The organism is Pseudarthrobacter kochi (genome assembly GCF_055412805.1).
Map to the genome: position 1 here is coordinate 75,224 of NZ_JBVAYV010000005.1, position 14,112 is coordinate 89,335.

General features: G+C 68.2%; 9 protein-coding genes. 3 read left to right on the forward strand and 6 right to left on the reverse strand.

Annotation, left to right across the window (positions count from 1 at the left end; translation table 11 throughout):
- Positions 1–113: 113 nt before the first annotated feature.
- From uvrA to ACZY0Y_RS04490, 5 genes are all read right to left on the reverse strand, one after another.
- Positions 114–3,014, reverse strand: coding sequence for an excinuclease ABC subunit UvrA (gene uvrA, locus ACZY0Y_RS04470; RefSeq protein WP_237393986.1), 2,901 nt, complete (start codon positions 3,012–3,014; stop codon positions 114–116).
- Positions 3,015–3,172: 158 nt separating this feature from the next.
- Entirely contained in the window at positions 3,173–3,565 is a 393-nt protein-coding gene (locus ACZY0Y_RS04475) for a GntR family transcriptional regulator (protein WP_463881249.1), read from the reverse strand.
- A complete protein-coding gene (locus ACZY0Y_RS04480; RefSeq protein ID WP_463956984.1) occupies positions 3,562–5,304 on the reverse strand; it encodes an ABC transporter ATP-binding protein in 1,743 nt (580 codons plus the stop codon). Before ACZY0Y_RS04480 ends, ACZY0Y_RS04475 begins: the two co-directional genes overlap by 4 nt.
- Before the next feature lie 200 nt (positions 5,305–5,504).
- On the reverse strand, positions 5,505–7,232 hold the full coding sequence (locus tag ACZY0Y_RS04485) for an ABC transporter ATP-binding protein (protein ID WP_463956937.1): 1,728 nt from the start codon (positions 7,230–7,232) through the stop codon (positions 5,505–5,507).
- Between the two features lie 144 nt (positions 7,233–7,376).
- Complete coding sequence (locus ACZY0Y_RS04490) at positions 7,377–8,156, reverse strand: trans-aconitate 2-methyltransferase (RefSeq protein WP_463956938.1); 780 nt, start codon at positions 8,154–8,156, stop codon at positions 7,377–7,379.
- A 114-nt stretch (positions 8,157–8,270) separates the two neighbouring features.
- On the opposite strand from ACZY0Y_RS04490, the gene ACZY0Y_RS04495 reads away from it, so the two are divergent.
- The 3 genes from ACZY0Y_RS04495 to ACZY0Y_RS04505 all read left to right on the forward strand — a co-directional run bounded on the left by ACZY0Y_RS04495 (position 8,271) and on the right by ACZY0Y_RS04505 (position 12,718).
- A complete protein-coding gene (locus ACZY0Y_RS04495; protein WP_463956939.1) occupies positions 8,271–10,817 on the forward strand; it encodes a DEAD/DEAH box helicase in 2,547 nt (848 codons plus the stop codon).
- Positions 10,818–10,839: 22 nt separating this feature from the next.
- Positions 10,840–11,340 carry a GNAT family N-acetyltransferase gene (locus ACZY0Y_RS04500; RefSeq protein WP_463881257.1) on the forward strand — a complete coding sequence of 167 codons (501 nt, stop codon included), beginning with the start codon at positions 10,840–10,842 and terminating at the stop codon, positions 11,338–11,340.
- Between the two features lie 109 nt (positions 11,341–11,449).
- The gene (locus tag ACZY0Y_RS04505) at positions 11,450–12,718 is read left to right on the forward strand and encodes an alpha/beta fold hydrolase (RefSeq protein ID WP_463956985.1); all 1,269 of its coding nucleotides are present in this window, start codon (positions 11,450–11,452) and stop codon (positions 12,716–12,718) included.
- A 23-nt stretch (positions 12,719–12,741) separates the two neighbouring features.
- Here the strand turns inward: ACZY0Y_RS04505 and ACZY0Y_RS04510 are convergent, their stop codons facing one another.
- Entirely contained in the window at positions 12,742–14,106 is a 1,365-nt protein-coding gene (locus tag ACZY0Y_RS04510) for an MFS transporter (RefSeq protein WP_463956940.1), read from the reverse strand.
- Positions 14,107–14,112: the final 6 nt, after the last annotated feature.

Genomic DNA, 14,112 nt, shown 5'->3' on the forward strand with positions numbered 1-14,112 from the left:
CTCACGAGTCAACGGATGCCAGAAACTCGCATACCCCGGCGGGAATGTATCTGCGGTGGCGGTGCCGGCGCCTCTGCGGCTTCTAGCGCGCAGGCACCGGCACCGGGCCGGTCTCAGGCCAGGATGTCCGCCAGGAAGGCAGCCGTGTGGCTTTCCGTGGACTTGGCGACATGTTCCGGGGTTCCCGAGGCGACGATCCGGCCACCGCCGGATCCGCCGTCCGGCCCCAGATCGACGATCCAGTCCGCGCTCTTGATGACATCAAGGTTGTGCTCGATCGTGATGACCGTGTTGCCCTTGTCCACGAGGCCCTGGAGGACCAGCAGCAGCTTCCGGATGTCCTCGAAGTGCAGGCCGGTGGTGGGCTCGTCCAGCACGTAGATGCTGCGGCCGTTGGAGCGCTTCTGCAGCTCGGCCGCGAGCTTCACGCGCTGCGCCTCGCCGCCGGAGAGCGTCGTCGCGGGCTGGCCCAGCCGGACATAGCCGAGTCCGACGTCGACGAGGGTGCGCAGGTGCCGGGCGATCGGCGTGAACGCCGCGAAGAACTCCGCGCCTTCCTCGATGGGCATGTTCAGCACGTCGGCGATCGTCTTGCCCTTGTAGTGGACTTCCAGGGTTTCGCGGTTGTACCGGGCACCGTGGCACACCTCGCAGGGCACGTAGACGTCCGGCAGGAAGTTCATTTCGATCTTCAGCGTGCCGTCACCGGAGCAGGCCTCGCAGCGTCCGCCCTTGACGTTGAAGGAGAACCGTCCCGGCAGGTAGCCGCGGACCTTTGCCTCGGTGGTGTCGGCGAACAGCTTGCGGATGTTGTCAAAGACGCCCGTGTAGGTGGCCGGGTTGGACCGCGGGGTGCGGCCGATGGGGCTCTGGTCGACGTGGACCACCTTGTCGAGGTGTTCGAGCCCCTGGATGGACTTGTGCCGGCCCGCCACTTGCTTGGCGCCGTTGAGCTTGTTGGCCAGGACCTTGTAGAGGATCTCGTTGACCAGCGTGGACTTGCCCGAGCCGCTGACGCCGGTCACCGCGGTAAACAGGCCCAGCGGGAACGTGGCATCCACGTTCAGGAGGTTGTTCTCCTTGGCGCCGACGACCTTCAGCTCACGCTTCTTGTCGTATTTGCGCCGCTTTTTGGGGATCTCAATCTTTTTCCGGCCGGAGAGGTAGTCGCCGGTGAGGGATTCGGTGTTCTCGAGCAGGTCCTTGTAGGAACCCGAGTGCACCACCATGCCGCCGTGTTCGCCGGCGCCCGGTCCGATATCCACCACCCAGTCGGCTTCCTGGATGGTGTCCTCATCGTGTTCCACCACGATCAGGGTGTTGCCGAGGTCCCGCAGCCGGGTCAGGGTTTCGATCAGGCGGCGGTTGTCGCGCTGGTGCAGGCCGATCGACGGCTCGTCCAGGACGTAGAGCACACCCACGAGGCCGGAGCCGATCTGGGTGGCCAGCCGGATGCGCTGGGCTTCGCCGCCGGACAGGGTGCCGGAAGGCCGCTCGAGATTCAGGTACTCCAGCCCGACGTCGAGCAGGAAGGTCAGGCGGGCCTGGATCTCCTTGAGGACCTGGTTCGCGATCTGGGCTTCGCGGCCGCTCAGTACGAGGTTGTCCAGGAAGTGGGCGCACTCGCGCATCGGCAGGGCGGCGACTTCGGCAATGGATTTGCCGTTGATCAGGACCGAGAGCGACGCCGGGTTCAGGCGTGCGCCGTTGCAGGCCGGGCACGGGATCTGCCGCATGTATTCCTCGTAGCGGTCCCGGGCCGAGTCCGAGTCCGTTTCGAGGTGTTTGCGGTGGACGTACTGGATGACGCCCTCGAAGCCTGTGCTGTATTTGCGTTCCCGGCCGAAGCGGTTGCGGTACTGCACCACAACTTTATGGTCCTTGCCGTGCAGCACGGTTTGGCGGGTGTCCTCGGAGAGCTTGTCCCACGGGGTTGTCATCGAGAAACCGAGTTCCTTGGCGAGTCCGCCGAGCAAACGGTTCCAGTATTCTGTGGTTGCTGTGCCGAGTGACCAGGGGGCGATTGCTCCCTCCGAGAGGGACAGCTCACCGTTCGGAATGATGAGTTCCTCATCGACCTCGAGCTTCGTGCCGATGCCGCTGCAGGCCGAGCACGCGCCGAAGGGGTTGTTGAAGGAGAAGGAGCGCGGTTCGATCTCGTCGATTGCAAGCGGGTGCTCATTGGGGCAGGCAAGGTTTTCGGAGAACGCCCTGATGCGTTCGGGATCGTCAGCGTCGAGGTCGACGAATTCGGCGAGAATGCGTCCTTCGGCCAGGCCGAGGGCGGTTTCCACCGAGTCGGTGAGTCGCTGGCTGATGCCCTCCTTGACCACGAGGCGGTCCACGACCACTTCGATGGTGTGCTTGAACTGTTTGCCCAGCTTGGGCGGATCGCTGAGCTGGATCAGCTTGTCATCGACCCGGGCGCGCGAGTAGCCCTTGGCAGTGAGTTCCTTGAACAGCTCGACGAATTCGCCCTTGCGGCCACGGACCACCGGGGCCAGGATCTGGAAGCGGGTCCCCTCGGGCAGTTCCAGCAGCTGGTCGACGATCTGCTGCGGGGTCTGCTTCGCGACGGGCTCCCCGCAGACCGGGCAGTGCGGGCGGCCGACCCGGGCCCACAGGAGACGCATGTAGTCGTAGATCTCGGTGATGGTGCCCACCGTGGAGCGCGGGTTCTTGCTGGTGGACTTCTGGTCAATGGATACTGCGGGCGAGAGGCCCTCGATGAAGTCGACGTCGGGCTTGTCCACCTGGCCCAGGAACTGCCGGGCGTAGGCGGAGAGGGACTCGACGTAGCGGCGCTGGCCCTCCGCGAAAATCGTGTCGAACGCCAGGGAGGACTTGCCCGAGCCGGAGAGCCCCGTGAAGACGATCATGGAATCGCGGGGCAGGTCCAGGTCGACGTTGCGCAGGTTGTGTTCGCGCGCGCCCTTGACGACGAGCCGGGACATGTCCGGACGCTTCACCGCGGGGCGGGAGTCCTCCCCGCGGCCGGGTTTTGCCGGACTCATCGGAACGGAGCCCATTTGAACGGTGGGCTGGGAATCAACGGCTGGATCTTCAGCTACGGCTTTAGGCACGCTATCAATGCTAATCGAAAACTTCTTCGAATTTCTATTCCCGGCTGCGCCCCCGGCCGGGAAACGCCGCACGATGTGCTACCGGAGAGTTACTCCCGGTCGTAGGCGGCGGCCAGCAACTGCACGGCTTCGGCGAAGCTGGCGCCCTGGGCCTTCGCAGCACCGGCGAACCCGGCCGCGGCAGCGGAAAGTGAACTCCAGGCCTCGTCCCGGGCGCACACCACTGTCCCGTTCCGGCCCCTGGTCACGACGACGCCGGCCGCCTCCAGTTCCTTGTAGGCCCGGGCCACCGTGTGCGGCGCGACGCCCAGTTCGCCGGCAAGGCTCCGGACGGCAGGGAGCTTGGTTCCGGGCGCCAGGGTCCCGTTGTCGGCCCGTTCAATAATGGTGAGCCGGAGCTGGTCAAACAGCGGGACAGAGCTGCCCGGATTGGGTCGCCAGGCACCGGGGAACGGCGAGGTTGATGCTTCGATGGACGTCACTTTCCCGTCTCCCGGGCGGGCTTGCCTTGTTCGCGGCGGGCGAACTGCGCCTCGTACAGTTTCAGGTAGAAACCGCCCCCGGCAATGAGTTGGCGGTGCGTGCCCTGTTCAACGATGCGTCCTTGGTCCATGACCAGAATTAGATCAGCGTCCCGGACGGTGGACAAGCGGTGGGCGATGACGAAGCTGGTGCGTCCCTGCCGGAGACGCCGCATGGCCTGCCGGATCTGCACCTCGGTGCGGCTGTCCACCGAACTGGTGGCCTCGTCGAGGACCAGGATGTTGCGGCCTGCCAGCTGCGCCCTGGCAATCGAGATGAGCTGGCGCTGGCCGCGGCTCAGCGAGTCGCCGTCGTTGCCGAGCATCGTGGCGTAGCCGCCGGGCAGGGCCCGGACGAACTGGTCCACATGGCTGGCCTGCGCCGCGGCGACGATCTCGGCATCGCCCGCGCCGGGCCGGCCGTACTCGATGTTGTCGCGGATGCTGCCGGTGAAGAGCCAGGCGTCCTGCAGCACCGTGCCGAAGTTGGCCCGAAGTTCGTCGCGGGTCAGCTCGGCGAGGTCCGCGCCGTCGACCGTGATCCGGCCGGAATCCAGTTCGTAGAAGCGCATCAGGAGGTTGACCACGGTGGTCTTGCCGGCGCCGGTCTGCCCCACGATCGCCACGGTCTGGCCGGGTTCGACCGCGAAGCACAGGTCCTGGACCACAGGCGAGACCGGGCTGTAGCCGAAGGTGACATGCTCAAACGCGACCCGGCCGGCGGCGTCGGGCGGTGCATCGCCCGCACGGGCCGGCGCCGCACCGGCGGCAGTCTCGGCCGGGATCTCCGGCGCATCCAGGAGCTCAAAGACCCGCCCGGCCGACACGAGGCAGGACTGCAGAAGGGTCAGCATGCCGCCAATCTGCCCCATCGGCTGGCTGAAGAGCCTGCTGAACTGGATGAAGGCCTGCAGGCCGCCGATGGTCATGGCTCCGGCCAGGACCTGGAGGGCGCCGACGACGGCGACGGCGACGTAGTTGAGGTTGGACACCAGCACCATCAGGGGCTGAACGACGCCGGACACGTACTGGGCGTGGGTGCTGGCCCGGGCCAGTTTGTCGTTGCCGTCCTTGAAGCTGGCCGCGGCCGCCTCCTGCCGTCCGAAGGCCTTGACCACCTCGTGGCCGGTGAAGAACTCCTCCAGCTGCGCGTGAAGCTCGCCGGTACTCCCCCATTGCTCGGTGAAATGGGCCTGCGACTTCCGGGCCACGAGGACGGTGATGAGGGTGGACACCGGGACGGAGGCCAGCGCGATCACGGCCAGGACCGGGGAGAGCCACAGCATCATGGCCAGGGCTCCGGAGAGCATCAACAGCGACATGATCAGCTGGTTGAGCAGCTGGTTGAGCGCCTGGGCGACGTTGTCGACGTCGTTGGTGGCGCGGCTCAGCACGTCACCGCGGTGCTGCTCGTCGAAGTGGCTGGACGGCAGGACGTGCAGTTTCCGCTCCACCGATGCGCGCAGCCCGTAGCCCAGGCGCTGCACCGCCACGGCGGTCAGGGTTCCCTGGATCCAGCTGAAAAGGGAGGCACCCAGGTACATGACGGACACCCCCGCCAGCAGGGCGGCCAGTTTGGCCTGGTTGAAGGATCCCCCGACCACCCCCTCAACGACCACGTCGGTGGCGTCACCCAGCACTTTCGGTGCCGCAACGTTGAGCACCACAAAGGCGCACGTGGCGGCGATGACACCGGCCATCAGCCACTTCGACGGGCGCAGCAGTCCGAGCAGTCGACCAGCGGTGCGCCAGCGGAAACGGCTGCCCTTCGCGGCGTCCCCGGGGGCGGCCGCCGGGAGGGATTCGTGCCGGCCGCCCGTCGGCGTGTCCACCGGCGCCTGGTCCCGGGCGCCGGCGGTGGTGGGGGTGTCCGCTCCGGCGCCGGGCGCCGGTTCCGGGGTCACAGGGTCTCCTCGAGGACGAGCTGCGAGGCCGCGATCTCCTGGTAGCTCGGCGACGACTCCATCAGTTGCTGATGGGTTCCCTGCGCCACGAGCCGGCCGCCCTCGAGGACCAGGATCAGCCCCGCGTCCACAATCGTGGCTATCCGTTCGGCGACGATCAGGACGGTGGCCGTGTGCAGCAGCGGCCCCATCGCCTCGCGGAGCCGGTAGTCGGTGCCGTAGTCAAGCGCCGAGAAGCTGTCGTCGAACAAGTACAAGGGAGCCTCGCGGAGCAGGGCCCGGGCGATGCACAGGCGCTGCCGCTGGCCGCCGGAAAAGTTCGTGCCGCCCTGGCTCACCGGTGACTGCAGCCCTTGCGGCAGCTTCCGCACGAACCCCTCGGCCTGCGCGCTTCCCAGCACCTGCCAGAGGTCGTCGTCCGTCGCGTCCGGCGCGCCCATCCTCAAGTTCCCGGCGAGCGTCCCGGAGAACAAATAGGAGTGCTGGGGAACGACGGCGATCAGGTTCCGCAGCGTTGCCAGGGGCAGGCTGCGCACATCGCGTCCGCCGATGCTGATGGCGCCGCCGGTGGCCTCCAGGAACCTGGGCAGCAGGTTCAGCAGGGTGGTTTTCCCGCTGCCCGTCGCGCCGATGACCGCCGTCACGGTCCCGGGAACGGCCGTGAAGCTGACGCCGTCGAGGACCGGCGCCTCGGCGCCGGGGTAGGCAAAGGATACGTTTCGGAACTCCACGGCGTTGCCTTCGGGCGCAGCACCCCCCGGGCCGTCCGTGATCGACGGCGCGGTGTCGAGGACCGCCTGGATTCGTTCCGCGCAGGCAGCCGCGCGGGGGGCTGTCATGAAGACGTACATCGCCATCATGATCGCGATCAGGATCTGCAGGATGTAGGCGATGAACGCTGTCAGGGCGCCCAGCCGCATCTCACCGGACTGGATCCGGTGGCCGCCGAACCAGACCACACCGACGGAGGAGAGATTGACCACGAGCATGATCAGCGGCATCATCCCGGCAACCAGCAGCGCGGAATGCAGGTTGTTCCGGGTCAGTTCCTTGTTGGAGCCGTCGAAGCGCCGGATCTCGTGCCCTTGCCGCACAAAGCCACGGATGACGTTGGCGCCGATGATCTGCTCACGCAGGACCCGGCCGATCCTGTCGATGAGCTCCTGGCCCTGCCGGTAGAGCGGAATGAGCCGGCGCACGATCAGAACCATGATGACCGCCAGCACCGGAATCACCGCGACGACGATGCCGGACAGGGCGATGTCCTGGTGCACGGCGAGCACGATGCCGCCAATGAAGATGGCAGGCGCTGCGACGAGCATCGTGAAAACGAGGACAACAAGGTTCTGGACCTGCGCGACGTCGTTGGTGGCCCGGGTCACCAGGCTGGCGGCACCGAACGCGCCGACTTCCTGGGAGGACATCGACTGCACCTTCGCAAACAGCTCTTCCCGCAGTTTCCGGCCAAGCTCCATCGCCGCAACAGCGCCCAGATAGCCGGCGCCGATGGCCGCCGCGACCTGCACACAGGCGATCGCGGCCATCCAGGAACCCAGCCTCAGGATCACCGGGACATTGCCAGCGACGATTCCGCTGTCGATGATGCCCGCGTTCAGGGTGGGCAGGAGGAGGGTGGCCGTCGTCTGCACGAGCTGCAGGGCCACAATGGCCAGCACGGTACCTTTGTGGGCGGCCAACAGCCGGCCCGTCAGGCCAATAAGCACCGAACCTCCATCGCTAGACCAGGGCACGGATCGGATCGTTCGCGGCAGCCGTCCCCACGCTGCCCCGACATTGTAACCACGCTCACACAGTGCTCCGTTGTCACACGGTTCCGGACCCTCCGCCGGTCCGGAAACCCGTGCGGATCATTCCCGCTTGCGGGCGACGGCAAAGATCCGGCGGAACGGGAACACCGTGCCGTGCGGGCCGGCGGGGTAGGCCTCCGCCAGCAAGGCCGTGTATTCGGCTTCGAACGCGCGGGCATCCGCGGCGGACAGGGCGGCAAGGACCGGCCGGAGTCCGGTGCCGCGGACCCACTCCAGCACGGGGTTCGGACCGGGCAGGAGCAGGAAATAGGTGGTCTCCCACGCGTCCGCATCGCAGCCGGCGTCGAGCATGATGTTCAAGTAGTCGTCCGGCCCGCCCACAACATCCTCGTGGCGCAGCACCCCGGCGAGCCGGCCCGCCCACGCCCCGGACTCCGCAAGCCCGCGCATCAGCGTGTGCGAGGGCGAGTTGAAGTTGCCGGGCACCTGAAGCGCGAACCAGGCTCCGGGCCTGAGCGCGGCGAGCCAGCGGGCCAGCATGTCCCGGTGGCCGGGAACCCACTGGAGGGCTGCGTTGGTGACAACGACGTCGGTGTCGCGGGAGGGCGTCCAGCCGGCGATATCCGACTGGCTGAACGAGAGATTGGCGAATTGATCCGCATGGCCGCCGGACTGGGCCAGCATCTCCGCTGAGGAGTCCAGGCCCGTGACCTCTGCCGTGGGCCAGCGCCCGGCGAGGGTGGCCGTCAGGTTCCCGGGACCGCAGCCAAGGTCGACGACATGACGGGGCGCGTCCGCGTGGACCCGGGCCGTCAGGTCAAAGTAAGGCCTGTCCCGGTAGTCCCCGAACTGCACGTACTTGGCGGGATCCCATTTCACAGCTGTCCTCCAGTCACCGGCAACGATGCGCCGTCCGAAGCCTAACCCCGGCCGGAACAGCGGCCATGGAGGCGCGCGACCCTACCGCGGCGCCGGCCACTAAGCTGGTGAGCAATGAAACTTGTTGATCAGCTCCCCGCACCGTCCGCCCGGGTCCCAGGCCGGACCGGCCTCGACCCGGACGAGCTCTACACCCGCTTCGTCGAGTGGACGGAAACCCGCGGGCTGGCCCTGTACACCGCCCAGGACGAGGCCATCATGGAGCTTGCCTCCGGCGCCAACGTCATCCTGGCCACCCCCACCGGATCGGGAAAGTCACTCGTCGCGATCGCGGTCCACTTCCAGGCCATGGCCCGCGGGCAGCGGAGCTACTACACCGCACCGATCAAGGCCCTCGTCTCGGAGAAGTTCTTCGCCCTGTGCGAGATCTTTGGCGCCGAGAACGTCGGCATGATCACCGGCGACTCCGGCGTCAACCAGGACGCCCCGATCATCTGCTGCACGGCGGAGATCCTGGCCAACATCGCCCTCCGCGAGGGCGCCGCCGCCGAGCTCGGCGCCGTCATCATGGACGAGTTCCACTTCTACTCGGACCCGCAGCGCGGCTGGGCCTGGCAGGTCCCGCTGCTGGAGCTCCCCCAGGCGCAGTTCCTGCTGATGTCCGCCACGCTCGGCGACGTCAGCCGCTTCGAAGCCGGCATCACCGGGCTGACCGGCCGCCCGACGACGACCGTCAGTTCGGTGGAGCGGCCCATCCCGCTGCACTACTACTACGAGCAGACGCCCGTGCACGAGACGCTCGAGGAACTCCTCGCCACGAAACAGGTGCCCGTCTACGTGGTGCATTTCAGCCAGGTGGAGGCGATCGACCGGGCCCAGAACCTCATGAGCATCAACGTCTGCACCCGCGAGGAGAAGGACAAAATCGCCGAGCTCATCGCCGGTTTCCGCTTCGCCGCCGGCTTCGGCAAGACCCTCAACCGGCTGGTCCGGCACGGCATCGGCGTCCACCACGCCGGGATGCTGCCGAAGTACCGCCGGCTCGTGGAGCAGCTCGCCCAGGCCGGGCTGCTCAAGGTCATCTGCGGTACCGACACGCTCGGCGTGGGCATCAACGTCCCCATCCGCACCGTGCTGCTCACCGCGCTGAGCAAGTACGACGGCGTCCGCACCCGGCTGCTGAACTCCCGCGAATTCCACCAGATTGCCGGCCGGGCAGGCCGGGCCGGCTACGACACCGCCGGGACCGTCGTCGTGCAGGCCCCGGAGCATGTCACCGAGAACGTCAAGGCGATGGCCAAGGCCACGGCCAAGTTCGGCGACGACCAGAAGAAGCTCCGCCAGGTGGTCAAAAAGAAGCCGCCGGAGGGCTTCGTGTCCTGGGGCGAACCGACCTACAAGCGCCTGGTGGAATCCGTCCCGGATCCGCTGACGTCGAGCTTCGCCGTGACCCACGCGATGCTGATGAACCTGATGGAACGGCCGGGCGATCCGTTCCAGGCCGCCCGCCGGCTGCTCACCGAAAACCACGAGACCCGCTCCTCCCAGCTGCAGCTCATGCGGAAGGCGCTCGGCATCTACCGTGAGCTCCTGGCAGCCGGCGTCGTGGAGCGGATCCCGCTTCAGGAGCAGGGCACCGACGGCCGCACCGTCCGGCTGACCGTCCACCTGCAGGCCAACTTTGCCCTGAACCAGCCGCTGTCCCCCTTTGCCCTCGCGGCGCTGGAGCTGCTGGATCCGGAGTCGCCGTCGTACGCCCTGGACGTTGTGTCCGTCATCGAGTCGACGCTGGAGAAGCCCCGGCAGATCCTGTCCGCGCAGCTGAAGAAGGCGCGCGGCGAGGCCGTCGCCGCGATGAAGGCCGACGGGATCGACTACGACCAGCGGATGGCCATGCTCGACGACGTCAGCTACCCGCAGCCACTCGCGGAGCTCCTCGGTGGGGCCTTCGACGTCTACCGCCGGGCCGCACCGTGGATCGGCGACTTCGAACTCGCGCCCAAATCAATCGTCCGTGACATGTACGAACGGGCCATGAATTTCGGCGAGTTCGTCCAGTTCTACGGACTGGCCCGCTCCGAGGGGATCGTGCTGCGCTACCTGGCCGACGGCTTCAAGGCGCTGCGGCAGACCGTCCCCCAGGACGCCCTCCGCGAGGACCTCGAGGACCTCATCGCCTGGCTCGGCGAGCTGGTCCGCCAGGTCGACTCCAGCCTCCTCGATGAATGGGAGGAGCTCACCTCCGGCAAGGCCCCGACGCCGCACGACGCCCCGCCTCCCCCGCCTCCGTCGCTCACGTCCAACGTTCGGGCCTTCCGCGTGATGGTCCGCAACGAGATGTTCCGCCGGGTGGAGCTCTTCGCCGACGAGGACGCCACCGCCCTTGGCGAGCTCGATTCCGGCTCCGGCTGGGACGCCGAACGCTGGGAGGACGTGCTGGATGACTACTTCGACGAACACGACGACATCGGCACCGGCCCGGACGCCCGCGGCCCGGGCCTGCTGATGATCACGGAGGAGCCGGGCCTGTGGAAGGTCCGGCAGATCTTTGAGGACCCGGCGGGCAACCATGACTGGGGCATCTCCGCGGAGGTGGACCTCGCGGCATCGGACGAGACCGGCACCGCCGTCGTGCGCGTGACGGACGTCAACCGGCTCTAGGCGGCCCTAGTAAACTCGGAGAATGAGTGTAATCCGGCCCGCGACGGCGAACGATGTCCCCGCAATCCTCCACATGATCCATGACCTGGCGCTCTACGAGAAGGAGCCGGACGCCGTCCGGAACACCCCGGAGATGCTTGGCGAGGCCCTGTTCGGCGAGAACCCGCGGGTGTTCGCCGCCATGGCCGAGAACGGGACCGGCGAGGTCCGGGGGTTCGCCCTCTGGTTCCTGAACTACTCCACGTGGGAGGGTGTCCACGGCATCTATCTCGAGGACCTGTACGTGCGCCCCGAGGCCCGCGGCGAAGGCCACGGCAAGGCGCTGCTGCAGCACCTGGCCGAGACTGCCGTCGACCGCGGCTATGCGCGCGTCGAATGGAGCGTCCTCGACTGGAACGAGCCCTCCATCAATTTCTACAAGAAACTCGGCGCCCACCCGATGCAGGAATGGTCCACCTTCCGGCTCACCGGCGAGGCGCTGGAAGCCTTCGGAGGCGCCCGCAAGGCCCAGGCCCGTGGCTGACCGGACAGTTGTTGACCGGACGGCTGCTGCCCTGTCCCGGGCGGACCTCCTGGAGGCCGCGCAGCTAACGGTCCCGCACACGGTCAAGTCGCGGCATGCCTATCGCGGGATGCGCACGGCGGAGCACTACTTCGAAGTGCCGCTGGACCACTTCGGCGGTGGCGCCGGCGAAACCATCACCGTCTTCGCCCGCGAATACGTCTCCGCGGACCACAGCGAGGAAGCGGCCGACCAGCTCCCGTGGCTGCTGTACCTGCAGGGCGGCCCGGGCGGGCGCGGGAACCGGCTTCCCGCGCTCGGCGGCTGGAGCAAGGCCGCCGCGAAGGACTTCCGCATCCTCATGCTGGACCAGCGCGGCACCGGCCTGGCGGCTCCGATCGACCGCAACACGCTGCCGCTGCGCGGGAACGACGCCGACCAGGCGGACTACCTGGCGCACTTCCGGGCGGACTCCATCGTCGCCGACGCCGAGGCCATCCGGCTGGCCCTGGGCTCCGGGCCGTGGACGATCTACGGCCAGAGCTACGGCGGCTTCTGTGCCCTCACGTACCTGTCCTTCGCCCCGGACGGCCTGCGCGAGGCCCTGATCACGGGAGGCCTGGCCCCGCTGTCGGGGCCCGCGGACCGCGTCTACCAGGCCACCTTCCAGCGGGTGGCGGCACGCAACGCCGAGTACTTTGGACGGTACCCCGAGGACCGTGCGGCGGTCACCCGGATCGCCCGGCACCTGCGCGCCACGGAGGAATTCCTGCCCGACGGCGAACGGCTCACCGCGGAACGCTTCCAGATGGTCGGATCCTTCCTGGGCGGAAACACCCGGGTGGACGCCCTGCACCACCTGCTGGAGGACGCTTTCGTCGGCACACCCGGCGGCGACCGGCTTTCGGACGCCTTCCTGGAGCAGGTCCGCGGGCTCGTGTCGCGCTCCGCCAATCCGTTGTACGCGCTGATGCACGAATCCATCTACGGCCAGGGCGAGTCCACGGGCTGGGCCGCCTGGCGGGTGCTGCAGGATTTCCCGGAGTTCTCCCCGGACGCCCCTGAGCCGTTGCTCACCGGCGAAATGGTCTATCCCTGGTACTTCGAGCAGGATCCCGCCCTCCGGCCGCTGCGGAACGTTGCCCGGCTCCTCGCCGAAAAGGACGACTGGCCACCTCTCTACGACGCCGGACAGCTCGCAGTCAACACGGTGCCGGTGGCCGCGGCCGTGTACACCGACGACATCTATGTTGACCGCGAACTCTCGCTCGGGACGGCCGCGGCCGTCCGCGGACTGCAGGTCTGGGAGTCAGCGGACTTCCACCACGACGGCATCGCGGACGACGGCGAAGGCATCTTCGCCCGGCTCCTCGGCTTGACCCGCTCCGTACGGGAATGAGCCGAGGCGGCTGACTCCGCCGGTCAGGCCGCCGCCAGGCTGCGGGCACGCAGGACAGCGAGGAGGGCGACAGAGAATACCACCGAGGCGACGGCGGCTGCCGCCATGTTGAGGCCCGCATAGCCGACGCCGCTCATCACCAGCCCGGAGAACCCAGCGCCGACCGCGCCGGCGACGCCCATCATGGTGTCAGAGACGCCCTGGACGAGGACGCGGTCGTCCGCGCCGACGCTTTCGGCCAGCAGGGTGGAGCCGGCGATGGTCGCTGCGGACCAGCCCAGCCCAAGCAGCACCAGGCCGATGGTTACCAGGGCCGGTTCGGCCTGGCCGAAGCCGGCCACGAGGACTGAGACCAGGATCAGGCCGTGGCCCAGCAGGATGACCGGGAGCCGGCCCGCCTTGTCTGTCAGCCAGCCCATGACCGGTGAGAGCGCGTACATCCCGGCGATGTGCAGCGAGATGGTGAAGCCGATCAGGACCAGGACATCGGTGCTGGCGGCGTGCGTGTGGCCGGCCGGCATGTCCGCCAGCGGCCCCTCCGTCAGCAGTTGCAGGTGGAGGGGCGTCATCGACATTACGGCGGCCATGCAGCCATGGGCTGCAATGACCGCGAGCAGGGCCATGCCTGCCCTCGGCGAGGCCCGGATGGCGCGCAGTCCGTGACGCAGGCCGTGTCGCCGCCGGTGTCCAGCAGTGCCCTTGGCCGGTGCGCTGTCGGCGGGCGGTTGGCGGTCGGAACGGAGCCGGCCGGCGAGCAGCAGCGGGTCCGGCCGCAGTCCGATGAGCAGGAGCAGGGCGGCCAGCGCCAGCCCCGCCGTCGAGAACACAAAGGGCCCGGCCAGCGCCGGCAGGCCGAGTGCCTCCCCCACGAGGGCGCCCGGCCGGATCAGGTTGGGTCCGGCGACGGCGCCGATGGTCACGGCCCACACCACAACGGCCAGGGAACGGCCGCGGTGTTCCGGCTCGGCGAGGTCGACGGCGGCGAAGCGGGCCTGCAGGTTCGCGGCCGTGCCGAGTCCCAGCAGGGCAGCTGCCAGCAGCAGTACCGGGAACGCGCCCGTCACCGTGGAGACGATCACCAGCACCGCGCCGGCCATCGCGGCGAGCAGGCCCGTGACGAGGGAGGCCCTCCGCCCGTGCTGTCCGGCAAGTCCGGCGAGGGGCAGGGCGGCCGCGGCGGCGCCGAGGGTCATGGTGGTGGTGACTGAACCGGCCCAGGCGTTCGAGCCGGAGAGCTGGACGGCCAGCAGGGACCCGACCGATAGGCTGGCGCCGCTGCCCACCCCGCCGAGGAGCTGGGCGGGGCTGAACACCCAAATGGTTTGGCGCGGGACCCTTGTCGGTGCCAGCACCGTACCGTCTGCTGCTCTGGGTTCGAATATTTTCACGGTCCG